The organism is Agrobacterium sp. CFBP 3001 (genome assembly GCF_027871605.1).
In the GTDB taxonomy this organism is placed as follows: domain Bacteria; phylum Pseudomonadota; class Alphaproteobacteria; order Rhizobiales; family Rhizobiaceae; genus Agrobacterium; species Agrobacterium leguminum.
In genome coordinates, this window is sequence record NZ_JAQAHD010000005.1 from 128,365 (window position 1) to 153,916 (window position 25,552).

25 protein-coding genes and 1 tRNA gene are annotated in these 25,552 nt (G+C 59.5%); 4 read left to right on the forward strand and 22 right to left on the reverse strand.

What is annotated here, in order from left to right:
• Positions 1-6 precede the first annotated feature (6 nt).
• Positions 7-1,017 (reverse strand): 2Fe-2S iron-sulfur cluster-binding protein, encoded by a 1,011-nt coding sequence (locus PH605_RS09085; protein WP_142844902.1) that lies wholly within the window; start codon positions 1,015-1,017, stop codon positions 7-9.
• 12 nt (positions 1,018-1,029) lie between these two features.
• Positions 1,030-3,534 carry a heavy metal translocating P-type ATPase gene (locus tag PH605_RS09090; protein ID WP_161987837.1) on the reverse strand — a complete coding sequence of 835 codons (2,505 nt, stop codon included), beginning with the start codon at positions 3,532-3,534 and terminating at the stop codon, positions 1,030-1,032.
• A gap of 253 nt (positions 3,535-3,787) precedes the next feature.
• On the opposite strand from PH605_RS09090, the gene PH605_RS09095 reads away from it, so the two are divergent.
• Positions 3,788-4,318, forward strand: coding sequence for a DUF4142 domain-containing protein (locus PH605_RS09095; protein WP_125145914.1), 531 nt, complete (start codon positions 3,788-3,790; stop codon positions 4,316-4,318).
• Positions 4,319-4,328: 10 nt separating this feature from the next.
• Here the strand turns inward: PH605_RS09095 and PH605_RS09100 are convergent.
• From PH605_RS09100 to PH605_RS09135, 8 genes are all read right to left on the reverse strand, one after another.
• Positions 4,329-4,414, reverse strand: a tRNA-Leu gene (locus tag PH605_RS09100).
• 132 nt (positions 4,415-4,546) lie between these two features.
• Positions 4,547-5,275: a nuclease gene (locus PH605_RS09105; RefSeq protein ID WP_125145913.1), complete on the reverse strand. Its 729-nt coding sequence runs from the start codon at positions 5,273-5,275 to the stop codon at positions 4,547-4,549.
• Positions 5,276-5,438: 163 nt separating this feature from the next.
• Positions 5,439-5,972 (reverse strand): MerR family transcriptional regulator, encoded by a 534-nt coding sequence (locus PH605_RS09110; protein WP_003520813.1) that lies wholly within the window; start codon positions 5,970-5,972, stop codon positions 5,439-5,441.
• A gap of 274 nt (positions 5,973-6,246) precedes the next feature.
• Entirely contained in the window at positions 6,247-6,585 is a 339-nt protein-coding gene (locus tag PH605_RS09115; RefSeq protein WP_003502236.1) for an integration host factor subunit alpha, read from the reverse strand.
• A gap of 244 nt (positions 6,586-6,829) precedes the next feature.
• Positions 6,830-7,801, reverse strand: coding sequence for a beta-ketoacyl-ACP synthase III (locus tag PH605_RS09120; protein WP_059752548.1), 972 nt, complete (start codon positions 7,799-7,801; stop codon positions 6,830-6,832).
• A gap of 4 nt (positions 7,802-7,805) precedes the next feature.
• Positions 7,806-8,867 carry a phosphate acyltransferase PlsX gene (gene plsX / locus PH605_RS09125; RefSeq protein ID WP_035261625.1) on the reverse strand — a complete coding sequence of 354 codons (1,062 nt, stop codon included), beginning with the start codon at positions 8,865-8,867 and terminating at the stop codon, positions 7,806-7,808.
• Between the two features lie 98 nt (positions 8,868-8,965).
• Entirely contained in the window at positions 8,966-9,529 is a 564-nt protein-coding gene (locus PH605_RS09130) for a YceD family protein (RefSeq protein ID WP_142844846.1), read from the reverse strand.
• An 8-nt stretch (positions 9,530-9,537) separates the two neighbouring features.
• The gene (locus PH605_RS09135) at positions 9,538-10,077 is read right to left on the reverse strand and encodes a ubiquinol-cytochrome C chaperone family protein (RefSeq protein WP_142844845.1); all 540 of its coding nucleotides are present in this window, start codon (positions 10,075-10,077) and stop codon (positions 9,538-9,540) included.
• Positions 10,078-10,348: 271 nt separating this feature from the next.
• Between PH605_RS09135 and PH605_RS09140 the strand changes: the two genes are divergently transcribed.
• On the forward strand, positions 10,349-10,879 hold the full coding sequence (locus PH605_RS09140; protein WP_003520808.1) for an outer membrane protein assembly factor BamE: 531 nt from the start codon (positions 10,349-10,351) through the stop codon (positions 10,877-10,879).
• 76 nt (positions 10,880-10,955) lie between these two features.
• On the opposite strand, the gene PH605_RS09145 is transcribed toward PH605_RS09140, so the two are convergent.
• The 10 genes from PH605_RS09145 to PH605_RS09190 all read right to left on the reverse strand — a co-directional run bounded on the left by PH605_RS09145 (position 10,956) and on the right by PH605_RS09190 (position 21,772).
• Positions 10,956-13,094, reverse strand: coding sequence for a sodium-translocating pyrophosphatase (locus tag PH605_RS09145; protein WP_142844844.1), 2,139 nt, complete (start codon positions 13,092-13,094; stop codon positions 10,956-10,958).
• A 218-nt stretch (positions 13,095-13,312) separates the two neighbouring features.
• Positions 13,313-14,536: an MFS transporter gene (locus PH605_RS09150; protein WP_142844843.1), complete on the reverse strand. Its 1,224-nt coding sequence runs from the start codon at positions 14,534-14,536 to the stop codon at positions 13,313-13,315.
• Between the two features lie 21 nt (positions 14,537-14,557).
• Positions 14,558-15,055: a transcription antitermination factor NusB gene (gene nusB / locus PH605_RS09155; protein WP_004441180.1), complete on the reverse strand. Its 498-nt coding sequence runs from the start codon at positions 15,053-15,055 to the stop codon at positions 14,558-14,560.
• A gap of 4 nt (positions 15,056-15,059) precedes the next feature.
• Entirely contained in the window at positions 15,060-15,506 is a 447-nt protein-coding gene (gene ribH, locus PH605_RS09160; protein ID WP_004441178.1) for a 6,7-dimethyl-8-ribityllumazine synthase, read from the reverse strand.
• Between the two features lie 164 nt (positions 15,507-15,670).
• On the reverse strand, positions 15,671-16,303 hold the full coding sequence (locus PH605_RS09165; protein WP_142844842.1) for a LysE family translocator: 633 nt from the start codon (positions 16,301-16,303) through the stop codon (positions 15,671-15,673).
• A 295-nt stretch (positions 16,304-16,598) separates the two neighbouring features.
• Positions 16,599-17,210, reverse strand: coding sequence for a riboflavin synthase (locus PH605_RS09170; protein ID WP_059752541.1), 612 nt, complete (start codon positions 17,208-17,210; stop codon positions 16,599-16,601).
• Entirely contained in the window at positions 17,210-18,454 is a 1,245-nt protein-coding gene (gene ribD / locus PH605_RS09175) for a bifunctional diaminohydroxyphosphoribosylaminopyrimidine deaminase/5-amino-6-(5-phosphoribosylamino)uracil reductase RibD (RefSeq protein WP_142844841.1), read from the reverse strand. Before ribD ends, PH605_RS09170 begins: the two co-directional genes overlap by 1 nt.
• Positions 18,455-18,456: 2 nt before the next feature.
• Complete coding sequence (gene nrdR / locus PH605_RS09180; protein WP_003496675.1) at positions 18,457-18,936, reverse strand: transcriptional regulator NrdR; 480 nt, start codon at positions 18,934-18,936, stop codon at positions 18,457-18,459.
• Between the two features lie 16 nt (positions 18,937-18,952).
• Positions 18,953-20,242 (reverse strand): serine hydroxymethyltransferase, encoded by a 1,290-nt coding sequence (gene glyA, locus PH605_RS09185; protein ID WP_020809946.1) that lies wholly within the window; start codon positions 20,240-20,242, stop codon positions 18,953-18,955.
• 198 nt (positions 20,243-20,440) lie between these two features.
• Positions 20,441-21,772 (reverse strand): L,D-transpeptidase family protein, encoded by a 1,332-nt coding sequence (locus PH605_RS09190; RefSeq protein WP_003520799.1) that lies wholly within the window; start codon positions 21,770-21,772, stop codon positions 20,441-20,443.
• Between the two features lie 478 nt (positions 21,773-22,250).
• Here PH605_RS09190 and PH605_RS09195 point away from each other — a divergent pair, with 478 nt between their 5' ends.
• The gene (locus tag PH605_RS09195; RefSeq protein ID WP_142844840.1) at positions 22,251-22,976 is read left to right on the forward strand and encodes a hypothetical protein; all 726 of its coding nucleotides are present in this window, start codon (positions 22,251-22,253) and stop codon (positions 22,974-22,976) included.
• Between the two features lie 116 nt (positions 22,977-23,092).
• On the opposite strand, the gene ldtR is transcribed toward PH605_RS09195, so the two are convergent.
• On the reverse strand, positions 23,093-23,602 hold the full coding sequence (gene ldtR / locus PH605_RS09200; RefSeq protein WP_026363448.1) for a transcriptional regulator LdtR: 510 nt from the start codon (positions 23,600-23,602) through the stop codon (positions 23,093-23,095).
• Between the two features lie 234 nt (positions 23,603-23,836).
• Positions 23,837-24,274, reverse strand: a complete 438-nt coding sequence (locus tag PH605_RS09205; protein WP_003496683.1) for a DUF6163 family protein — start codon at positions 24,272-24,274, stop codon at positions 23,837-23,839.
• A gap of 173 nt (positions 24,275-24,447) precedes the next feature.
• On the opposite strand from PH605_RS09205, the gene hemB reads away from it, so the two are divergent.
• Positions 24,448-25,461, forward strand: a complete 1,014-nt coding sequence (gene hemB, locus PH605_RS09210; RefSeq protein WP_078054282.1) for a porphobilinogen synthase — start codon at positions 24,448-24,450, stop codon at positions 25,459-25,461.
• The last annotated feature ends 91 nt before the right edge of the window (positions 25,462-25,552 follow it).

Genomic DNA, 25,552 nt, shown 5'->3' on the forward strand with positions numbered 1-25,552 from the left:
CTGCTCCTATCTTTCCGGGGTGAAAAACACGTCTGCATGAATGTCGGCGGTGCGCATGCCGCGCGCCAGAAGCTGTGGCACCGTCGCCTCGATCATGGCCGGCGGGCCTGCAATATAGGCTTTCCAGCCATCGAGATCGTCGAAATCATCCGCCACGGCCGCACCGACATAACCGCACCGGATATCGGCATGTTCCTCATGCGAGAGAACCGGAACGAAACTCAGATTGCCATGCCGGGCGGCAAGATCGCCGAAGCGGTCGAGCATATAGAGATCACGCTCGGCGCGCGCGCCGAAATAGACATGAACCGGTCGTTCGCGGCCTGTTGCGAGCGCCGCCTCGACAACTGCCTTGACCGGAGCGAGCCCCGAACCGCCAGCAATGCCGAGGATCGGCCCGCAATGTTTTTCCCGCAGGAACGAAGAGCCGAAAGGCCCGACTATCGTGACGGGGTCACCCGCGCTTGCGAGCGAGAAGATGCGGCCGCTCGTCATGCCGCCGGGAACATGCCGGATGTGGAATTCAATCAGTTCCTCATCCACCCTGCTGGCAATGGAATAATCGCGCGGCGAACAGTCGGGATAAAGCAGGCGCACATATTGTCCGGGTTTGAAGGTAAACTGCCCGCGATCGTCAAGCCGGATGCGGATGAGCTTGATATCGTGCGTGGCATCCACCACTTCCGCAACCACGCCCTTAAAGCGGCCGGTCGGAATATCGGCGATCTCATCCGCCCCGTCGAGCCAGCTGATGGTCATGTCGCTCAACGGCACGGCCCGGCAGGCAAGCGTCAGGCCATCGGCTTTTTCCTCTTCGGTCAAGGAGAAGGGCGTATGCTTGAGGAGATCGATTTCGCCGGAAATGAGATGCGACTTGCAGGCGCCGCAGCGGCCCATGCGACAACCATGCGGATAAGTAACCCCTGCGGCCAGTGCGGCCTGAAGCACGGTCTCACCCTGCGCCGCCATGATGCTGCGTCCGATCTGCGGCAGATAGATTGTGTTGCCGGGCGTCATCATGTCCGCCTCCTATTCGGCCGCTGCGAGCTGCATGCCGGACGATCTGTCCACCAGCGGCGCGCGGAAGCTTTTCAGGCGCAGCGCGTTCGTCAATACGAAGACGCTGGAAAGCGCCATGGCTCCGGCGGCAAGGACAGGCGACAGCAGAACGCCGTTGACAGGATACAATATTCCGGCCGCCACGGGAACGAGAGCGGCATTGTAAGCAAAGGCCCAGAACAGATTCTGGCCGATATTGCGGATCGTGGCCTTGGAGAGCGCGATGGCGTTGGCGACGCCGCGCAAATCGCCGGACATCAGCACCACATCGGCGCTTTCAATGGCGACATCCGTGCCCGTGCCGATGGCAAGGCCGACATCAGCGGCGGCCAGCGCCGGCGCATCGTTGATGCCATCGCCGACAAAGGCGACACGTCGCCCGCCGGCAGCAAGCCTCTTGACGGCCTCCACCTTGCCGTCGGGCAGAACTTCCGCCACCACCTCGTCAATGCCGAGCCGACGGGCGATGGCTTCAGCGGTGCGGCGATTGTCACCCGTGATCATCGTGACCTTGAGGCCGAGCGCATGCAGCGCCGCAATCGCCTCCGGGGTCGTCTGCTTGACCGGATCGGCGACCGCGATGATCGCGGCCAGCCTGCCATCAACGGCGGCATAAAGCGGCGACTGCCCTTCCCTGCCCAGCCGCTCGGCATCGTCTGCGAACATCGCGACATCGTAACCGAGTTTGGTCATGAACCGGTCCGCGCCCGCTTCCACCCTGCGGCCGTCGACCATGGCTGCAACACCAAATCCGGGGGTCGCCTCGAAGCCTTCCGCATCGGCAAGCGTCAGGCCGCCATGTTTCGCAGCCTCGACGATCGCTTCGGCAATCGGATGTTCGGAATGGTTCTCCAGCGAGGCGACGAGGCGCAACACCTCATCCGCATCGAAGCCCTCTGTCGTGGTAAAATGCACCAGTTTCGGTTTGCCGAGCGTCAGGGTGCCGGTCTTGTCGACGGCGATCACATCGGCATCCCGGAGCGTCTGGAGCGCATCGCCCCGGCGGAACAGCACGCCCATTTCGGCAGCGCGGCCGGTGCCGACCATGATCGAGGTCGGCGTGGCAAGGCCCATGGCGCAGGGACAGGCGATTATGAGCACCGCAACCGCATTGACGAGCGCAAAGGTCAAGGCCGGATCGGGCCCGAACATGAACCAGATGATGAAGGTGGCGAGCGCTGCCAGCATCACCGCCGGCACGAACCAGTTGGTTACCTTGTCCACCAGCGCCTGGATGGGCAGTTTGTCGGCCTGCGCCTCCTCGACCATGCGGATGATTTGAGCGATCAGCGTATCGGCGCCGACCTTGGTGGCGCGGAAGGTGAAAGAACCGTTACGGTTGACCGTGCCGCCGACGACTTCGGAACCCGCCGCCTTGGTGACCGGCACCGGTTCGCCCGTGATCATCGATTCATCGACATAAGAAGAGCCGCTGAGGACCAGCCCGTCGACCGGCACTTTCTCGCCGGGCCGAACCACGATCACATCGCCGGTGCGCACATCCTGCAACGGCACATCGATGGTTTCGCCATCGCGCAGCATGCGGGCGGACTTGGCCTGCAGGCCGACCAGCCGCTTTATAGCCTCGCTGGTGCGGCCTTTGGCGCGCGCTTCCAGAAAACGTCCGAGAAGGATGAGCGTGACGATGACCGCCGCCGCCTCGTAATAGACATTGGCCGTGCCGCTCGGCAGGACTTTGGGCATGAAGGTTGCGACAACCGAAAATCCCCAGGCAGCGGCGGTGCCCAGCACGACGAGCGAATTCATGTCCGGCGCCAACCGCAGAAGTGCGGGTATGCCCTTTTTGAAGAAGCGCAGGCCGGGCCCGAACAGAACCAGCGTCGTCAGCGCAAATTGCAGATACCAGCTTTCCTGCATGCCGACCGTTTCCATCACGAAATCATGGATGGCAGGCACCAGATGCGACCCCATTTCCAGCACGAAAACGGGTAGCGTCAGAACAACGGCGACGGCGAGGCTGATTTTGAGGCTGCGCAGTTCCGCCTCGCGCTTGTCCTGCTCTCCATCTCTGGCTTTGTCGGCAACAACCTCGTTCGCCTTATAGCCCGCCCGCTGGATGGCGTCCGCCAGATTGGCCGCAGAGGCGGCGTTGCCGGCGACGCGGACGGTGGCGCGTTCCGTCGCGAGATTGACGCTTGCACCGGAAACACCGGAAACGGCCTTCAACGCCTTTTCGACACGTCCGACGCAGGAGGCGCAGGTCATGCCCTCAATATCGAGTTCGATGGTTTTCTCTTCGACGCTGTAACCGGCCTGCCGCACCGCCTCGATAACGGCCGGCACATCCGGCGGCCCGGAAAAGGAAATGTCGGCACGTTCCGTTGCCAGATTGACCGAAGCTTTCAGAACGCCCGGGACCTTGGCAATCGCCTTTTCAACGCGGCCGACACAGGAGGCGCATGTCATGCCATCGATCGCAATCTGATGACTCGCCCGGATCTCCATTTGTGACATGCGTATGACCCCTCTTTTCTTGTGTTAAAAAAAAGATAGGGCTTCCCATCGTGGCAAGGTCAATAGGTTCTTTTTGATGATTTTCAGGTGACGATGCAGTGCACGTGAACGGGCGTTTTCCTGCCCGCAATGATGGAAAAATGGAAGTATTCCAAAGAGAAACGGCTGCGACGGAAGGTTTCTTTAGCGCCATGCGGGAACAATCCTTCCGCACCTCGGTTGGAAATGCCTCTAACCATCAGGAGGCAGATTGATGAAGAACACCATTTTCTCGTTAGCGCTCGCGCTGGTCGCCAGCACCGCCATGGCACAGTCCGCAACGGAGTCCACGGGCGTTAATTCCGCGCTCGGCGTTGCGCCCAAAACCGAAGACTTCATCCTGCAGGTTTCCGCAAGCGATCTCTTTGAAATCGAATCGAGCAAGCTTGCACTGACCAAAGGCGATGAGGCTATCAAGGCTTTCGCGCAGCAGATGATCACCGAACATGAAAAGACCAGCGCGGACTTAAAGGCTCTTCTCTCCGGCGACAAAGTAACGGGAACGCCCACGACCGCTCTGACTGACGATCACAAGGAAGAAATCGACGATCTGGCCAAACTCAACGGCGCGGAATTCAACGAGGAATACGTCGATGATCAGGTCGATGCGCACGAGGATGCGGTGGATCTTTTCAAACGATACGCTGACGGCGGCGAAAATGTCGAGCTAAAGGCATGGGCGGCAAAAACCCTGCCGGCACTGCAACACCACCTGGAAATGGCCCAAGGTCTGGATAAGAAGTAAGGATGAGAGGTGGTGCGGACGGCGGGACTTGAACCCGCAAGACCAATGGTCGGCAGATTTTAAGTCTGCTGCGTCTACCGATTTCGCCACGTCCGCATTACCGCGCCTTACACCTTGCAGGCAAGCGCTGTAAAAATCCGTCGTCTCCACGGCAGTCGGCCCAACGGCCGATCCCAAACGCGACGGAGCCTCATCTACACAGGCCGGGCGGTTTCGGTCAACGGGGCCTTAGCCACACCAGGACTGATTTTTTGCGGAGATCGGATGCGCCAGCCCCTCCCGTATTAGCTGATCGGCGAAGGATACGCCCGAACGCGAAAGCCGTTTGCGTTCCGTGGCTTGTCCGTCTGCAGCAGTGGACGACGCCACATCGAAGGCGCCGGCGTTCAGCATATCGCGAAGCCTGACCTTTGCAATGAAACCACGCTGGCGTTCTTCCATACAGCGCGCTCGGTCGATTTGCGGAACGTCGATGCCGGCGATCTGCATCTTCACACCCTTCATCCAGAACGTGTTACCATCAGCCACGCAATTGTTGAGGCCGGAACGACCGCAAAAGGCAAAAGTACCGCTTTTTTCACCGAGCGAGATTTTTTCGACCGAAGGGCGCGTTTCCGGCAGGATAGCGGCAACCTGGCTCGGCTGCGAGGCGGATGGCATGGCGATCGGGCGCGGCGGCACCGGGCCGTTGCCGGGCAGAGCCGGCGATGCGGGGCGAATGGACGCCACTTTCTCCGGCGTGACGGAATCGCGCTTGGCCGCCGTCGCTACTTTCGAAGAACTCGTGGCCGGAGATGTCGCCTTTGCAACATGCCGCTGCGGCAAAAGACTGTCGCGATGTTCGTAAGCCTGAATACCGCCGGCAACGACGCCCAGCATCAGCACCCAGGGCCAAACGCTGCCGCCACCCGATTTCTTCGCCGTGCGGCGTCGTGCTGTCGATTTTCGATTGCTCACGATCGGACTCCTTCTTACGGAGCCGCATTATCGGGCAAAGGAGTTTCCGAAAGGTTGGCATTGCCGGGTGTTTTCGTTTTTCGGAGAATCGGGAAAACGACCTAACCCCTTGTTTTCTCGATTTCCCGAATGGAAAGCACGGAAATGAGCTGTGGATAAACCCTCAGCGAACCTGATCGAGAAGGCGCTTGCATTCGAGGAGATCGAACAGGGCTTCCTGCAAAAGCGCCTGATCATCCTTGCCGATGCTCGACTTGCCGACCGATATTTCCGCATCGCCGCCGCCACCGCCGAAGCCGAAAAAACGGCCGCTTGGCTTGGCCTTCGGACGGCCGACGACCTCGTCCCCATCGGTATCGACGACACGCGGTTCGGCGACTTCCTTTTCACCGCTCGCCGCCATGATGGCTTCCATGGTCGCGAGATCACCGGAGGCGATGGCCGCCACGAAGCGGTTGCCATTGGCTTTCAGCAGCTTCTGTACGCCCTTGATGGTGTAACCATGGTCATAAAGAAGGTGACGAATGCCCTTCAGGAGATCGATATCGTCAGGACGGTAATAACGGCGGCCCCCGCCCCGTTTCATCGGCTTGATCTGCGGAAAGCGTGTTTCCCAGAAACGCAGCACATGCTGCGGCAGGTTCAGCTCATCTGCCACTTCACTGATCGTCCGAAACGCGTCGGGGCTTTTATCCAAATTTCCACTCCCATCCGAACCGGAGCGCCATGCATCCGGCCGGACACTGAACGAGAACGCTTTTCTCCCGCCGGTCAAACACCGCGCAAAGTCGGTTACGACCCCGCGCCGACGCCGTTGCGGCGAGATACAAATCACTAAAATTGATTATGATGTGAGTCGACCGGATTTCAACGGCTTGCACGTTGAAATTCAAGTATGTTCACAAGAAGAATGGGGAAAAAGGCTTGCGATACGGCAAAAAAGCCGTGCTGCTTAGACCTTGCGAGAGGGATTACGCCCCGGCCTTCTGGCCCTTCTGCTTGGCCTTGCGGGCCGTATGGGCCTTCAAGATGCGCTGCTTCAGCACGTTCGAGGCCTTGAAGGTCATGACGCGACGTGGGGAAATCGGAACTTCCTCACCCGTCTTCGGGTTGCGGCCGATACGCTCGTTCTTTTCCCGGATCTGGAATGTCGCGAAGGAAGAAAGCTTGACGACTTCGCCGCGGGTGATCGCGTTGCATATTTCGTCAATGATCGTTTCGACCAGTTCGGCGGATTCGGTGCGGGACAGCCCGACTTTACGAAACACAGATTCTGCAAGATCTGCGCGTGTCACTGTCTTCCCGGCCATTTTTCCCCACAAACCGTGTCTGAACTCTTCTCTAGGAGCCGCCGAGATTATTTCCCTTGTGGCGACCGGTCAAGGGATTGTTCCAGATTCATTTGAGGCTTTCGGCAATCAGTGCAAGGGCTTAGAGCGAGTGATACGGTTTTGACACAGGCTCCGGCCGCTCCGGCGCTTCCGATCGGGGCGTGAGCGCGAAAATCACAACCGATTTCGCGCCAGCGCCCCGGCAAATGCGGAAATCAGGCCTTTACCAGCGCAGCAGCACCGCGCCCCAGGTGAAGCCGCCGCCCATGGCCTCCAGCATGACCAGATCGCCCTTCTTGATGCGTCCGTCACCGGCGGCAACGGCGAGCGCCAGCGGAATGGAGGCGGCCGAGGTATTGCCGTGCTGATCGACGGTAATCACGACCTTTTCCGGATCGATGTTGAGCTTCTTTGCAGAGCCGTCGATGATGCGCTTGTTGGCCTGATGCGGAACCAGCCAGTCGAGATCGTCGGACGTCGTGCCCGTCGCTTCGAAGGCCTGTTCGATGACGTCGGTGATCATGCCGACGGCGTGCTTGAACACTTCCCGGCCTTCCATGCGCAGATGGCCGACCGTGCCGGTGGTGGAAGGCCCGCCATCGACATAAAGCTTTTCCTTGTGCGAGCCGTCGGAGCGGAGCTGCGCCGTCAGAATGCCGCGATCGGCAGAAGTGCCCTCGCCTTCGCCGGCCTCCAGAACCAGCGCGCCGGCTCCGTCGCCGAAGAGAACGCAGGTGGTACGGTCCTTCCAGTCGAGGATGCGCGAGAAGGTTTCGGAACCGATCACCAGAACGCGCTTGGCCATGCCGCCGCGAATATAGAGATCGGCGGTCGATACGGCATAAACGAAACCGGAGCAGACGGCCTGCATGTCGAAAGCGAAACCATGGGTCATGCCAAGACGGTTCTGGATGTTCACTGCCGTTGCCGGAAAGGTGTTATCCGGGGTCGAGGTGGCCAGAATGATGAGGTCGATATCGTCGGGCGTCAGGCCGGCATTATCGAGCGCGGCGCGCGCCGCAGCTTCGCCGAGAGACGCGGTGGTTTCACCTTCGCCGGCGATATAGCGCTGCTTGATGCCCGTGCGCTGCACGATCCATTCGTCGGAAGTCTCGACGACCCCTTCAATTTCGCTGTTGGTCATGACACGCTTCGGAAGCGCTGCCCCGAAACCACGGACTATAGAGCGGATCATTCCCTTATTCCTCGTCAGCCACGAGAGCTTCGGGCGCCGGGGGCGGAAGCCGTCTTGCGTGGTAAATCTTCAGATCATTTTCAATCTTGGCCGTCAGGCCGTTGTGGACCATGTCGTAGCCGACATCGACGGCGGAGGCAAAACCAATGGCATCCGTGCCGCCATGGCTCTTGATGACAATGCCGTTCAGGCCCAGAAACACGCCGCCATTGACCTTGCGCGGGTCCATCTTTTCCCTGAGTACGTCGAAGGCGCTTTTCGCCAGAATATAACCGATCTTGGCGAAGAAGCTGCGGGAGATCGCCTCACGCAGCAGCGTGGTGATCTGGCGGGCGGTGCCTTCGGCGGCCTTGAGCGCGATGTTGCCGGTGAAACCTTCGGTCACCACCACGTCCACCGTGCCCTTGCCGATATCGTCGCCTTCGACGAAACCGCGATAATCGATGGTGGCGAGATCGGCCTCGCGGATCAGCCGTCCGGCCTCGCGAACCTCTTCCTGACCCTTGACCTCCTCGACGCCGACATTGAGCAGGCCGACGGTCGGACGGTCGATATCGAAGAGCGCACGGGCCATGGCGCCACCCATCAGGGCGAAATCCAGCAGCTGCTGGGAATCGGCGCCGATGGTCGCGCCGATGTCGAGCACGATGCTTTCGCCCTTCAGCGTCGGCCAGATGCCGGCGATTGCCGGGCGTTCCACCCGCGCCATGGTGCGCAAACAGAATTTCGCCATGGCCATCAGCGCGCCGGTATTGCCGGCGGAAACGGCGACATCCGCCTCGCCGAGCTTCACGGCTTCGATGGCGCGCCACATGCTGGAAACGTAGCGGCCACGGCGCAGCGCCTGGCTCGGCTTCTCGTCCATGCTGACCGAGACTTCACAATCGTGAAAGACCGACTTTTCCCGAAGTGCGGGATATTGTGCCAGAATGGGGTCGCATTTGCTCTTCTGCCCGTAGAGCAGAAAAGTTACATCGTTGTGCCGTTCAAGCGCCTTGGCGGCACCGGGTATGGCAACATCTGGGCCGAAATCGCCACCCATGACGTCAATTGCAATTCTGATCACTCGTCCCTTATCCTTCTTCCCGCCAATCAGCGGTTTTGCGCGAAAATACCTTTTCCGGCCTTCGTTACAATAAAATTATTTCAGCCCAACGGGGCCATTCAGTCTTTTTTCCAATCTTTGAGCACGGCAAAAGGCGATGGACGCTTCTCTTCCTCAGGCTCCCTGTCGGCCGTTTCGGGAAATTCCGCATCCGCTTTGCGCGGATAGGGATCGATCGCGAGTGCCGCAAATTCGGCAACCACCGCGCCGACATCAATGCTGTCGCCGGTGAACTGGTCGGGAATATCCGGGCCGTCGGGGTCGAGCACGATCTCGCCTTCCTCATTGGTCACCATCCGCGCCAGTTTCGAACCTTCCGGAACGAAAATCTGCTCGACGGTCTCATCGATCTTGCTCGAGACCGGCTCCAGCGTGACGACGCAGGATTGCGTTACCGCCGCATGCACTTCGCCCTTGATCTTCACGCCATCCTTCTTCCAGCGGGAAACCTGCAGCTCCGCCTTCAGATATTCGACGGAAACCACATTCCAGAATTTCGCCAGCGCCTTCAGTTCCTCGGCACTGGCTTCGAGACCAATCCTGACCGGATTGGCGGAAATATGGCCTACCTTTACGGGATAGGAAAAAGGCAGGTCGTCATTTGCAGGGTGTCGCGCGTTCATCGTGAACCTCATCGTCCAGGCAAGGGCAGCGTCAGGCTTCCGGTTGCTATTGTGTCTTCGGACTGGGCGGCAAGTTGCGTGGATGCGTCCATCATCCAGGCTGCCAGCCCCTCCATATCGGGCGCCTTCTCATCTACCTGCGGATATATATTGCGCCGGAGCGCCGCGGCAAGGGCAACGCGGTCGGAAGCATCCAGCGCCGCCGCATAGGATTCGAGCCGCCCATAAAACATGCCGGCGAATTTCTTCATGCGCTTCGGCACGCCCTGATCGCCGATTCCCAGTTCGCGGATGGAATGATCGAGGTCCTGAAAAAAGGCGTCGACGATCTCCTGGGCAATTTCCTGCCCGCTGACATCGGAGGATTTGGTGCGGCGGAAATAGAGAATCATGATGACCGACAGCATCTCGAAGCGGCCCATGACCGTATCGGGAACACCGAGATCGAGATAGAAAGCGGGCGTGCGGGCAGCGGCGGTCAAAGTCGCATATTGCCGGTCGACAATGGCGCGATTGTTGTTTTTCTTCTTGAACAGCCCGAATATCATCGTTTTTTTTCCGAACGGGACGGGTGAATTCGCTTACCGCCCATCGCACTTGTTGCATGATCGTCAAAGCTGGTTTACCGAAGCATCCACGAATTGCAATGCTGTCGCGGTCACGTTCGTCTTTCGCCTGAAACAGTCGAAGAGAACCGGAGGAGTTCCAAAAGACCGGGAAAGCATTGAATTTGGGGAGTGACCGGGATTTTCCGTCCCCGGATTGACACAATCATGTGCACAGACACTGTGCACCACGCAATGCCGGAAGGTGCCATTCATGATCGCAGTCGGGGAAAAGCAGTTGAGCAAGCAGAAATCCGCAAGTCACGGCAATGTTCTGAGCAAGACCGCCATCGCAATCGTGCTCGCATCCGGCCTGCTTTCCGCCTGCAGCAGCACGACCGATGTGTTCCATAACGGCTACGTCATGGACGAGCAGTCGCTTCAGCTGATCCCGGAAGGTTCGAGCCGCGAGCAGGTTCTGCTGACCATGGGCACGCCCTCCACCACCGCGACCTTCGGCAACGAGGTTTTCTATTACATCTCGCAGAAGCGCGTGCGCCGCGCGGCCTTCATGAAGCCGGCGCTGGTCGAGCAGAACATTCTCGCGATCTACTTCAACAAGGACGGCGTGATCGAGCGCAAGGCCAACTATACGCTGCAGGACGGCAAGGTCTTCGACACGATTTCGCGCACCACGCCGACGGGCGGCAAGGACCTCACCTTCCTGCAGCAGTTGCTCTCAGGCGGCACCTCGGGCGCCAATATCGCCAAGAGCATTCTGGGTCAGGGCAACAACACCCCCTGATCGGAAGAAGAAACGAAAAATTCAAAGGCCCGGGGATCGCTCCCCGGGCCTTTTTCATTTGTCGGAACCTAAGCCCTCAGTGGGCAAGAACCGCAAGCAGCAACAGCGCGACGATATTGGTGATCTTGATCGCCGGGTTGACGGCGGGACCGGCGGTATCCTTATAGGGATCGCCGACCGTATCGCCCGTCACCGACGCCTTGTGGGCGTCCGAACCCTTGACGTGGCGCACGCCGTCCTTATCGATGAAACCGTCTTCGAAGCTCTTCTTGGCATTGTCCCATGCGCCGCCACCGGAGGTCATGGAAATCGCCACGAAGAGGCCGTTGATGATGACGCCAAGCAGCGATGCGCCAAGTGCCGCGAAGGCCGACGCCTTGGAGCCGGAAATGGCCAGCACGCCGAAATAAACGACGAGCGGCGCCAGAACCGGCAGGAGCGACGGGATGACCATTTCCTTGATCGCCGCCCGTGTCAGCAGATCCACGGCCTTGCCATAATCAGGCTTTTCCGTTCCGGCCATGATGCCGGGCTTTTCGCGGAACTGGCGGCGCACTTCCTCGACAATCGAGCTTGCCGCCTTGCCCACCGCCGTCATGGCGATGCCGCCGAAGAGATAGGGGATGAGGCCGCCGAACAGCAGGCCGGCAACCACGTAAGGATTGGCGAGGCTGAAGGAAATCTCGCCAATGTCCTTGAAGTAGGGATAGGTATCGCCATTGGCGGCGAAATAGGAGAGGTCATTGGCATAGGCGGCGAACAGCACCAGTGCGCCGAGACCGGCCGAACCGATGGCATACCCCTTGGTGACGGCCTTGGTGGTGTTGCCGACGGCGTCCAGCGCATCGGTCGCCTTGCGAACGTCAGGATCGAGACCGGCCATTTCGGCGATACCGCCGGCATTGTCCGTGACCGGGCCGAAGGCGTCGAGCGCCACGATCATGCCGGCAAGGCCGAGCATGGCAGTGACCGCGATGCCGGTGCCGAACAGGCCGCCGAGCTGGTAGGTGCCGATGATGCCGCCGACGATGACGATGGCTGGCAGCGCCGTCGATTCCAGCGAGACCGCAAGGCCCTGGATGACATTGGTGCCATGACCGGTGACAGACGCCTGGGCGATGGAGTTGACCGGCCGCTTGTTGGTGCCGGTATAATATTCGGTGATGACGACAATCAGCGCCGTCACGACGAGGCCGACCAATCCGCAGAAGAAGAGATTGGTGCCGGTGATTTCCATGCCGGCCACCGTGCCTACCACTCCCCAGCCGACCGTGGAATGAGTGGCAACAGCAAGACCCGCAACCGAGAAGACGCCGGTGGCGATGAGGCCCTTGTAGAGTGCGCCCATGATGGAATTGTTGGTGCCGAGCTTCACGAAGAAGGTGCCGGCAATCGAGGTCAGGATGCAGGCGCCGCAGATCGCCAGCGGATAGACCATGGCGCTTTCCAGTATCGGCGTTCCGGCAAAGAATATCGCGGCGAGAACCATGGTCGCGACGACAGAGACGGCATAGGTCTCGAAGAGGTCAGCCGCCATGCCGGCGCAATCGCCGACATTGTCGCCGACATTGTCGGCAATGGTTGCGGGGTTGCGCGGGTCGTCCTCGGGAATGCCGGCCTCCACCTTGCCCACGAGATCGCCGCCGACATCCGCACCCTTGGTGAAGATGCCGCCGCCGAGGCGGGCGAAGATGGAGATCAGCGATGCGCCGAAGCCCAGCGACACCAGCGCATCGATCACCTCACGCGAGCCGGCCGGATGGCCCATCACCGAGGTGAGGATGAAATAATAGATGGAGACGCCGAGCAGCGCGAGGCCCGCCACCAGCATGCCGGTGATGGCGCCCGACTTGAAAGCGATATCGAGACCGGCGGAAAGGCTGTGCGAGGCGGCCTGCGCGGTGCGCAGGTTGGCGCGCACGGAGACATGCATGCCGACGAAGCCGGCGACGCCTGAAAGCACCGCGCCGACGAGGAAGCCGATGGCTGCCATGGATGACAGAAGATACCAGGCCAGAATGGCGACTATCAGTCCGACGATGGCGATGGTGAGATATTGACGGGTGAGATAAGCCTGCGCACCTTCACGGATAAAACCTGCTATTTCACGCATACGCTCGTTGCCCTGATCGGCATCGAGAACGCTCTTGGTGGCCCATACCGCGTAAACGACGGACAGGACACCGCATAAAATTACTATGGGTATTACGGTCATGCGCACTTACCTCCCAAAAGGCCGGGTCTCACTCCCTCCCCGGCGTGGCGAAACCTTGTGCAGGGAGATGCGGACGGCCTGTCCCAAATCCCGTCTTGGGCATTTGTTCCCCTCCCAAGGAAAAATGTCCTCGGAGCGGAGATTGCGTTGGCGCGAGGTGCCGCGTCAAGCCCACAAATTTGCCTGAAACTTGAAAGGAGTAGAGTGCGGCGCGCGACTCAGGCTGCTTTTTTGCGGCTTGTCAGGACGAGCGACAGGACAAGCAGGAGGCAAAGCCCGGCAACCGGCCAGATGACGAGGTTCATCACCGACCAGCCCCAGGCCGTAAATACCTTGCCGGAAGAGAAGGATGACAGCGCCACGGTGCCAAACAGCACAATATCGTGGAAACCCTGCACCTTGTCCGCCTCATGCGGGCGGTAACTGGAGGTGATGATGGCGGTTGCGCCGATGAAGCCGAAATTCCAGCCGAGGCCGAGCAGGATGAGCGCCGCCCAGAAATTCCACAGCTCTATGCCCATATGGGCAACGATGGCACAAGCCATCAGCACAATAAGGCCCGCCGCAACGATTTTTTCCGCACCGAATCGGGAAATCAGCATGCCGGTGAAGAAGCTCGGGCCGAACATGGCGAGCACGTGCCACTGGATGCCGAGCGTGGCGAGTTCGGTGGGGAAACCGCAGCCGACGACCATGGCGAGCGGTGCGCCGGTCATCATGAAAGTCATCAAGGCATAGGAACCGATGCCGCAGATCATGCCGGTGACGAAACGCTGCGTGCGGACGATTTCCGACAGCGGCCTTACCGATTCGACATGGGCGGCGGCCGCCTTGGGGTCGGGCAATTTCAGAAACGCCAGAATGGCGATCGAAACGAGACCGAGCGGAACGAGCGCCAGAAAAGCGCCGGCAAAGGTGACCGGCGCAAGCAGATCCTTGCCGAAGATGGCGAGTTGCGGCCCGACAATGGCGGAAATGATGCCGCCGGCCAAAATCCAGGAGATCGCCTTAGGCTTGTAAAAGGATGGAGAGGCGTCGGCTGCGGCGAAACGGATTTTTTGTGTAAAACCGCCGGAAATGCCGATCAGCAGCAGGCCGAGGGCAAACAGCCAGAAATCCGAACGGAAGAGCGCCACTGCGGCAATGCCGCCGCCGATGGAGCACATCAGCGCGCCGACCATGAAGCCTGCCTTGCGGCCGAGAAAGCGGGATGCGGCCGCCACGCAGATCGCGCCGAGCGCAACGCCGATATTGAAGCCGGTGAGAGGCGCGGTCGCCAGCGACTTATCCGCGCCGAGCAGCTGATAGCCGGCAAGTGCGCCGACCGAAAAGCTTAAGGGCGCAGCCGATCCCATGATCGCCTGCGCGATGGTGAGGAGGAAGACGTTGCGCCTCGCCTCGTCCAGTTGAACTTCAAGTCCGGGGACGGAAACCGCGCTCATCTCTTCCTCACCTAACGTATTTTAGCGTTTTGCCTCGCCGCGCACCTGCTTGGCAATGCGGTCCAGAACAGCATTCACCAGCTTGGGCTCGTCATGCTCGAAGAAAGCACGGGCGATTTCAACATATTCCGTGACGATGACGGCGACGGGCACGTCCTTGCGCTCGAGAATCTCGAACGTGCCGGCACGCAGGATGGCGCGCACGGTGGCATCGAGGCGCGACAGCGGCCAGTCTTCCAGAAGGGCGGAGCGCACCAGCGGGTCGATCTTCGTCTGATCTCGGACGACACCGGAAACGATGGAACGGAACCAGGACGGGTCGGCCTTCAGATAGGTATCGCCGTCGACTTCCTGCCCGAGACGGTGCGCTTCGTATTCGGCCACGACTTCCATGACGCCGGTTCCGCCGACATCCATCTGGTAAAGCGCCTGCACGGCCGCAAGGCGGGCCGCGCCGCGCTGGTTGGCGGGCTTTACCGAAGGCTGGCGCGGTTCGCCGCCATTTTCAACATTCGACATGCGCTCAGCCACCCAGCTTCTTCTTCAGCTCGATCATGGTCAGCGCCGCACGCGCCGCAAAACCGCCCTTGTCCTTGTCGGAACGACGCACGCGCGCCCATGCCTGCTCGTCATTCTCGACGGTGAGGATGCCGTTGCCGATCGGCAGCGATTCGCTGACGGCGAGATCCATCAGCGCGCGGGAGGATTCGTTGGCGACGATATCGAAGTGATAGGTCTCACCGCGAATGACCATGCCGAGCGCAACGAAACCGTCATATTCCGTGCCGTCATTGTCAGCACCGTCAAGCGCCATGGCGATGGCGGCGGGGATTTCCAGCGCACCGGGAACGGTGATGACGTCATAGGTGGCGCCGGCTTCATCGAGCGCGAATTTCGCGCCTTCGAGAAGGGCATCCGCCATATCGTCGTAAAAACGTGCTTCCACGATAAGAAGATGGGGTTTGGACATGATATTTTCCTGAAAAGCTTAATGCCGGATCATACCGGCTTTTGCGGCGGTCAAACCACGGCTGGCCATTTTTGGCAAGTAATTTCATGTGTCAGCGGCGCAAGAGGCCGCGTTTGCGGGGCATTTGGCCGGGTTTCACGCCTCCCGGCGCGGCTTCGCGACAATCAGGTTTTCTGGAAGGCGAGATGGACGCCAAGCCCCATCAACACCGTCCCTGCCGCACGCCGGGCGAGCACCTGTACCGCCCCGGAACGCTTCAAACGCCCAACCATGGCGCCTGCGAGAAGCACGCCGACAAGATCGGCCGAGGAAAAAATGAAATTGACGGCGATGCCGAGGATCAGCAATTGCAGCCAGACCGGAAAGGCTGCCGCAGGGTCCACGAATTGCGGCAGGAAGGCCAGAAAGAACAGTGCTGTCTTCGGATTGAGAACATCGACGATGATGCTGTCGATAAAGGCGCGGCGCGCCGATTTCGGCTCGATGGTCAGATTGACCGCCTCGCCTTCGAGCTTGCTGCGCAGCATCGAGAAGCCGAGCCACACAAGATACAGCGCGCCGCAGAGCTTCACGGCGAGATAAAGCCACGGCACGGCCTGAAACAGCACCGAAAGCCCTGCCGCAGAGGCAAAGATGTGGAAATAGCAGCCGACATGGATTCCAAGCACCGCCATCAGCCCGGCAAACCGTCCGCGCGCCATGGTCTGCGCCGCCGCATAAGGCATGGCCGGACCGGGGATATAGGCGAACAAGGCGGTGGTTATAAAAAAGGCTGTCAGCAGTTCGAAGTACGGCATGATGTATTTCCCCTACCCCGTTTGGCTCGCGGTCGATATCAAACGGCCTAAAAAGTCCTATAGCGTTTCCAGCTTCATCGGAAGCGGTGCATGAGAACAATTGCAATATGCCGCGATTTCAGGTGTTGGCCACTCCCTTTCCGTCATTCCGGCCTTGAGCCGGAATCCAGACAACGCGCGTCTGCGCGGCGGGAAAAGTTCTTTCATCCCAAAGACTTGGGCTGGCTGGATTCCGGCTCAAGGCCGGAATGACGGAGGAGGCGTCGGTGCGTCCTCCTCTCCGAAGCTCGTCACATTACGCTGAGGGAAATTCCGCAAGCCTAGCGGCATAACGCGCCATGGTATCGACTTCGAAATTCACGAAATCGCCCGGCTGGCGTTCGCCCCAGGTGGTGACAGTCAGCGTGTGGCGGATCAGCAGCACGTCGAAATCCGTGCCTTCGACGGCGTTGACGGTGAGCGACGTGCCGTCGAGCGCCACGGAACCCTTGGGCGCCACGAATTTCGCCAGATGCTCCGGCGCGCGCAGGCGAATGCGCACCGCCTCGCCTTCCGGCTCCACCGAAAGGATTTCCGCCCTGCCATCGACATGGCCGGAAACGATGTGGCCGCCAAGCTCATCGCCGATCTTGAGCGCCCGCTCCAGATTGACGTGGGTACCCTTTTGCCAGCCGGCAATCGTCGTCAGGCGCAGGGCCTCTTCCCATGCCTCGACCTCGTACCAGCGCTCATTGCTGCCATCTTCCGGCAGTCTCGTCACCGTCAGGCAGACGCCGCCATGGGAGATGGACGCGCCCATATCGATGGTTTTGGGGTCGTAATTTGTCGCCACCCGCAGACGCACGCCTTCGGCCAGAGCTTCCAGCTCGGAAACGGTTCCGACGTCGGTGACAATTCCGGTAAACATCAAATCGGCCTTTCATAATCGAAGCAGCGATCCGGCCCGTAGGCGGTTTCGCTGACCAGAGCATAGTCGCCCGGAATATCGGCACGGTTGAGCGGCGTTTCAATGCCGCCCTCACCGATCACCACCGGGCTTTCGAACAGCATGATACGGTCCACCAGCCCGGCTTCAAGGAATGATTTTGCGGCAAAGGCGCCGCCTTCGACCAGAAGTTCCGACATGCCGCTTTCGGCAAGGATGTGGAGGAGGTTTTCGAGCGTTGGTGCTTCGAGGATCTGGACGCCGGCGTCGGTGAGAAGTTGGCGGCGGCGGTCGCGGCTACCCCCCTCTGCCCTGCCGGGCATCTCCCCCTCAAGGGGGGAGATCGGCAAGTGGCTGTCCGCTCGTTCAAATAGCGCCTCCGGCTCGCCCTCTCCGGCCGCCGATGCGGGGCGAAGCGGCGCTCCATCGATCTCCCCCCTTGAGGGGGAGATGCCCGGCAGGGCAGAGGGGGGTAACGCCGCAATGATCACCGGCACCTCCCGCACTGTCTTCACCAGCTTCGATGTCAGCGGCAACTCAAACTGACGATCCAGCACGATCCGCACCGGCGAGCGATCCTCGAGACCTGCGATTCGAACCGTCAGTTCAGGATCATCCGCAATGGCGGTCCTGATACCAACGAGAATGCAATCACAACGCGCCCGAAGTTGATGCACGGCATGGCGAGCCTCGGGACCGGTAATCGCCACCTGCCCCTCGCCTTTCCTGCCGATCATGCCATCGGCGGAAACGGCAAGTTTCAGAATCACATGCGGGCGTTTTTTCACCTGACGCGTGAGGTAACCGGCCAGCGCCCTCTTACCCTCATCCCGCAACAGGCCGGTTTCCACGACAATACCGGCATCCCGTAAAATCGTATAACCACGGCCGGAGACGCGCTCATCCGGATCGTCCACCGCGACCACGACACGGGCGACGCCATATTCCACCAGCGCATTGGCGCAGGGCGGGGTTTTGCCCCAGTGCGAGCAGGGTTCGAGCGTCACATAGGCGGTGGCGCCGCGCGCCGCTTCCCCGGCGATTTCCAGCGCCTGCCGTTCGGCATGGGGGCGGCCGCCAATGGCGGTCACGGCTTCGGCGATGATTTTTCCGTCTTTTACGAGAACGCAGCCAACCGATGGGTTGGTAAGCGTCTGGCCCTGATGGCGAAGCGAAACCTCGATGGCGCGGGCCATGAACCTTTCGTCATCGGCGCGGGTGGTCACGGCTAGACTCCGGCGTCCGTATCGCGGGCGATCTTGGCGTTGATTTCGGCAATCACGTTTTCGAAATCCTCGGCATGGCTGAAATCGCGATAGACCGAGGCGTAACGCACGAAGGCCACGTCATCGAGGCTCTTCAGCGCTTCGAGAACCTGCAGGCCGATTTCTTCCGAGGGAATTTCCGTCTCGCCCGAACTTTCCAGGCGGCGAACGATGCCGGAGACGGCACGCTCGATCCGGTCGCGATCGACCGGGCGCTTGCGCAGCGCAATCTCGAAGGATCGCACCAGCTTTTCCCGGTCGAAGGGCAGCTTGCGGCCGCTTTTCTTGATGACCATCAGCTCGCGCAACTGCACGCGCTCATAGGTCGTGAAGCGGCCGCCGCAATCGGGGCAGATGCGCCGCCGGCGGATGGAGGTATTGTCCTCCGCCGGACGCGAGTCCTTGACCTGCGTGTCTTCAGAACCGCAAAAAGGGCAGCGCATCTTCTTCCTTTCCTACTTACATGTAAGGGTACATCGGGAAACGGTCCGTCAGGCCGACGACCTTTTCACGCACCGCAGCCTCGACGGCGGCATTGCCCTCATCCGAATTGGCAACCTTCAGACCATCGAGAACCTCGACGATCAGCTTGCCGATTTCGCGGAATTCCGCTTCCTTGAAACCGCGCGTCGTGCCGGCCGGCGTGCCGAGACGCACACCCGAGGTGACGAAGGGCTTTTCCGGATCGAAAGGAATGCCGTTCTTGTTGCAGGTGATGTAAGCGCGGCCGAGCGCTGCTTCCGCGCGCTTGCCGGTGGCGTTCTTCTTGCGAAGATCGACCAGCATCAGGTGGTTGTCGGTGCCGCCGGAGACGACATCCAGACCGCCTTCGACCAGCGTTTCAGCCAGCGCCTTGGCGTTCTTGACGACCTGAGCGGCATAGTCCTTGAACTCGGGCTTCAGCGCTTCGCCGAAGGCGACCGCCTTGGCGGCGATGACGTGCATCAGCGGGCCGCCCTGCAGACCGGGGAAAACGGCCGAGTTGAACTTCTTGGCCAGATCCTCGTCATTGGTGAGGATCATGCCGCCGCGCGGGCCGCGCAACGATTTGTGCGTGGTGGTGGTGGCGACATGGCAGTGCGGGAACGGCGACGGATGCTGGCCACCGGCGACGAGACCGGCGATGTGCGCCATGTCGACCATCAGGTAGGCGCCGACTTCATCGGCGATCTCGCGGAAGCGCTTCCAGTCCCATACACGCGAATAGGCGGTGCCGCCGGCGAGAATGAGCTTCGGCTTGTGTTCCTTGGCCTTGCGCTCCACCTCGTCCATGTCGAGCAGGTTGTCGCCTTCACGCACGCCGTAGGAGACCACGTTGAACCACTTGCCGGACATGTTGACCGGCGAACCATGCGTCAGGTGGCCTCCCGAGTTCAGATCGAGACCCATGAAGGTATCGCCCGGCTGAAGCAGCGCGAGGAACACGGCCTGGTTCATCTGCGAACCGGAATTCGGCTGCACGTTGGCGAAGTTGACGCCGAACAGCTTCTTGGCGCGTTCGATGGCGAGTTCTTCAGCGATATCGACGAACTGGCAGCCGCCGTAATAACGCTTGCCCGGATAACCTTCCGCATATTTGTTGGTCATGATCGAACCCTGCGCTTCGAGCACGGCGCGGGAAACGATGTTTTCCGAGGCGATCAGTTCGATCTCGTGGCGCTGGCGACCCAGTTCCTTCTCGATCGCGCCGAAAATTTCCGGATCGACATCGGCAAGCGGACGGGAGAAGAAAGCATCTGTGTTCGACATGGTGAAGGCTCCTGAAACAGTAATGCGATGGCGTCTTAGCGCCCTGCCCCGACAAGAGCAATACGGGCAGCGAGATTTGCCCGTCAAACTGCGACGTTGCGACAAAAAACGACAGATGTTTTCAGAAAATCGCCAAGAAAAAAGCCGCACCCGAAGGTGCGGCTCATGATGATGGAATGAAATAGCGGTAAAGCCGGATCAGTTGCGCGGCAACAGATCGTCATCCACCGGGCCGGCGGGCTGTTCCATGCCGCTCGTGGTGTTGAGCGCCAGTTCGGCGTTGCCGTCCTTTTCATAGATGTCGTCGCGGAACTGCACCACGCCGTCCTTCGCCGACCAGGCGGTGATGTAGACGAAATAGACCGGGATTTCCTGCGCCAGCTTGATCGGCGTGTTGACGCGGGTGGCGATGACGCGCTCCATTTCCTGACGCGACCAGCCGGGCGTGTCGCGCAGCAGCCAGCTCGTCAGGTCGCGCACGTTCTGCACGCGCACGCAGCCGGAGGATTCGAAACGCATCAGCTTGTTGAACAGGCCCTGCTGCGGCGTGTCGTGCATATATTCGTTGTTCGGATTGTGGAAGTTGATCTTCGTGGACGACATGGCGTTGATCTTGCCGGGGTCCTGACGGAACATCAGGTTCGGAGCCTTCGGGGCGAACCAGTCGACTGCGGTTGGCGAAACTTCCTGTCCCTTGCCGTCGATGAGGCGGATGTTGTTCCGCTCCAGATAGGTCGGGTCCTTCTGCATCAGCGGCACGATGTCCTTTTCGACGATCGAGCGCGGCGCGGTCCAGTAAGGGTTGAGGATGACCTCGTAAATCTTGGAATTGATCACATGAGTCGGGCGGCTGGCGCGGCCGACGACGGCCGTGTTGCGCAGCACGACGCGTTCATTTTCAACGGCTTCGATGGCGGCGGCCGGGATATTCACCATCAGGTGACGCTGGCCGAGATCGCCGGACATGGACTGGATGCGAACGAGGTTGGTCTGCAGCTGCGCCAGACGGATCTGCGCGGAAACATTAAGCGCCTTCGTGGTGTATTCGCCGCTTACGCCATCTGCCGGAAGGCCATGACGGGCCTGGAAACGCTTCAGCGCGCCATCGACGTAACTATCGAAGGCGCTGGAAATGCCGGCTTCACGCGGCAGGTCGCCGGACACCATCAGTCGCTGGCGCAGCGCCTGTACGGAAGGATCGGAGACGCCGATCTGGAGACGCTGCTGGGACGCGGGCACTTCCGGCCAGCCGCCATTCTGCACGATCTGCTGATATTGCATGATCGCCTGCTGCATGTAGACCGGCGCTTCGCGTCCGAGAACCGGATTGTTGGAAACGACGCCCACGGCCGAACGCGACGTATTGGCATCGAACTGGTCATCCCAGTTGCCGCGGCGCGAAGAGCCCATGAGATCGTTGAGCGCGTTCTGCGCAAAGGCCGGCGCGGCAAGCGCGGCGGCGCCAACGGAAACGGCCGAACGCAGAAGCGCGCGGCGCGATACGGAATCGGAAACGGATTTCTTTGTCATTCTACCTACCAGCCACTCTCTTCGGCATTCTCAACAATGCCTAAATCAATATGATTAACAAACACGTACAACGTGTCTGCCGGCCGGGATTACCTGATAAGCATGATCAGGGTGCTGGTGTCTGGCAGTACAATCGGCACTTGCCGCAACAACAGGAGAAAAAGCCGGCTCCTTAGACTTGCGCGTCCCATATCAATATGGCCGATTCGTGTCACGGCCCTCTTCTCACGAAGCTGTGTTCCTCTGAAAAAGCCGGTCGAAGGTTCACCTTATGGGCCAGATTGGCTCATGGCGAATGAGGTGCGCGGCAGAAAATGGTGAGCGGCGGTATCGTTGATCGCTGCGTGAGATAGCCTGCATTCCTCGCTATGGTTTTAACGAACAAATAAAGAACAAATTTCCTTGGAATTAGCAGTCGCGCACGTTGTAACTGTATCTGATTCAACCTATTTTCAGGTTGCGTTACAGAGGAGCACCCATGGCATCTATTCTGGAAGAGTTTGCAAACCTACACGAGGATGATGGGATAGCCTTTTCCGAGTTGGTTCACCGCTATCAACAAGAACTCAAAGAAAACCTATTGCGCCTCGACCAGAACGAGGACGGAAGCCAATTCAACCTCGAATTCATGGGCAAGGTTCTCTCAGCCGCCTCAGCTCTCAATATCACTGAGTTTGACAGTTGGGAGCTTCCGCCTCGAGGTCGAGTGTACGAAGTCTACGACGAATTTTCCTATCAAGTGCAGCGCTACGTTATGACGGTGCAAATCCGACAGACCCGAGCTCACAAGGTATATTCGGTCTGCCTTAGTGACGCTGAGAAAGATCGAATTCATGCTCTGGTCAATGAAATCGCTAGCGTTATTCAAAAGTCCGATCTTGAGGAGCGTAAGCGCAATTCGCTCTTTGCAAAGCTCAATCTCTTCATCGCAGACGTTGACCGCAGCCGGACGCGTTTCGACAATGCCATGCTTTTCATGCTTGAGGGTGCAGCGCTTGCTCAAGAGTACGGCAAGGCGCTCAATCCGCTAAATGAGCTGTTTAAGCGCATTGGTGATGTGATGGGAAAAGCAAAATCCGCCGAACCCGATCAAGCCCAGCTACCGCCGCCTGAAGTGCCGAAAAAGCTTGAGGCTCCTCAGAAGAAGATTGAGGGTCCGAAAGGGGGCTTCTCACGCGATATGGACGACGACATTCCTTTTTAGCAGTGATACGGAGATGAAACGGAAACGGGCGCAACGTTGTACACTTTAGTACCCGCTACGCCCTTTCGTTCCAGTGTAGAACTGGATTATATGTAGTGGTTCAATTACTTATTTGATCAGAGACGGTAAGCGATCGAGTCGTTCCAGAAGCGATCGAGGCGCTGCAGCAGCTTGTTCATTTCGGAGAACTCGCCGGTGCCGATGCCGCCGACCTTTTCGATCGAGCCGACGTGGCGTTCATAAAGGCGGGCAACCGTTTCGGCGATTTCCTGGCCCTTTTCCGTCAGGCTGATGCGGACCGAGCGGCGGTCGACACGCGAGCGCTGGTGGTTGATGAGGCCGAGATCGACCAGCTTCTTGACGTTGTAGGAGACGTTCGATCCGAGGTAGTAACCGCGGGAACGAAGCTCGCCGGCCGTCAGTTCGGAATTGCCGATGTTGAACAGCAGCAGGGCCTGAACGGCGTTGACGTCATCACGACCCTGACGGTCAAACTCATCCTTGATGACATCGAGGAGGCGGCGGTGGAGACGTTCCACCAGATGCAGCGACTCCATGTAGAGCGAGCGGATGGTATCTTCATGTGCATCGGCAACAACGGCCTGGGGCTTAACTTTGCTATTGATCATGACTGCCTCACTGTTTTGTTTGGCGGTGTGTTTGTTTGTCTCCCGCCTTGAGTGAGAACCTAATCAATGCGCATAAAATTCTACTTAAAAGCTACGATTAACAAATGGTTACCTGCATTTTCCCCGGAGGGCCCAACTTGTGGCGAAGCGGGAATGGTTGAAGGTCATCTATTATAAATCAATGACTTAGCCATGAAATACGGCCAAAAATCAGGCCGAATTGCTTTATTCTTATGGTAAATCAATTCTTGCGCGTTCTTCATTCTGGCGCTGATCCAGCCAGAAAGCGACCAGGAATAGTATATAAATGGTTGCCACTAGGCCGTGCATGACGGGCACCAGCGTGTTGGCGCCGAAGATATGCGGCCAAACCTTATACATGGCGATCTGCGCACCCGCGCCCATGACCCACATGACCGCGCCCCAGGAGGCCCCGAGCCAGAGACCGAGTGCCGCGACAGGGAAAATAACGGCCAGCGCGCTGCCGGCCACGCGCCAGGGCAGGTTCAGCATATCGAACCGCCCATGGCCCCCAAGCGAATAGCCCGTCAGCATCGCCCAATATTGCAGGCCGAACCAGAAACAGGACACCGCGACCAGCCTCATGAAGACCAGAAAGAGGATTTCCGTAAGCGGGCGTTTCGGCAGAGGTTGAGAATCAGGTTCCATGGCCGGAAGATACGGTCTCGACGAACGGGCGACCAGCCCATATTGAATCCCGCCGCCTGCCTTGTCAAAGCATCATCGTCATCGCAGGACGCCGATGAGGGAGATTGTCGCATTCGCATGGACCAAGCTTCATGCTATGCAGCTTTCCAAAATTGATCGAAGGACATTCTTACATGCAGGACAAAACGCATCTGGTCGACGAGATCACGGGCCATCGTCGCATGCGGCGCAATCGCAAGGCGGATTGGACGCGCCGTCTGGTGCAGGAAAGCCGCCTCACCGTCGACGATCTCATCTGGCCGGTCTTCATCGTGCCGGGCAGCAATATTGTCGAACCCATTCCGGCGATGCCGGGCGTCAACCGCATGAGCGTCGACAAACTGGTCGAAGCCGCGAAAGAGGCCGCCGATCTCGGCATTCCGGCAATTGCGACCTTTCCGAACATCGAAATGGAGCTGCGCAACGAGACCGGTTCCAACGCTCTCGAGGCGAACAATCTTATCAATCAGGCGACTATCGCGGTCAAGAAAGCCGTTCCCAATATCGGCATGATTACCGATGTTGCGCTCGATCCCTTCACCAGCCACGGCCATGACGGCATTCTGCGCGGCGACGAGATCGTCAATGACGAGACGGTGGAACAGGTCGTCAAGGCGGCGATCCTTCAGGCGGAAGCGGGATCGGACATTATTTCGCCATCGGAAATGATGGATGGCCGTATCGGCGCCATCCGTCGCGGTCTCGATGCCGCCGGGCACCAGAATGTCGGCATCATGTCCTATGCGACGAAATTCTCTTCCGGCTATTACGGTCCCTATCGCGAGGCCATCTCCACGGCCGGACTGCTGAAGGGTGACAAGAACAGCTATTACATCAGCCCTGCCAACGGCATGGAGGCAATCCGCGACGCGGCGCTCGACGTGGAGGAAGGTGCGGATATGCTGATGGTCAAGCCCGGCCTGCCCTATCTCGACATCTGCTGGCGGCTGAAGGAAAATTTCGGCCTGCCGACCTTCGCCTATCAGGTGTCCGGCGAATATACCCAGATCAAGGCTGCCGCGATGAACGGCTGGATCGATGGCGAGCGGGTGATGATGGAAACGCTTCTCTGTTTCAAGCGTGCCGGTTGCGATGGTGTTCTCACCTATTTCGCTATCGAGGCCGCACGCAAACTTGCAAAGGGCTAAGACCCGCACTTATTGTATTCGGTCGTTTTCTTCCCATATTGTCTGCTGACACGGCACTCATGCCGCGCTGTCACACCCTCTCAGGAGAAAA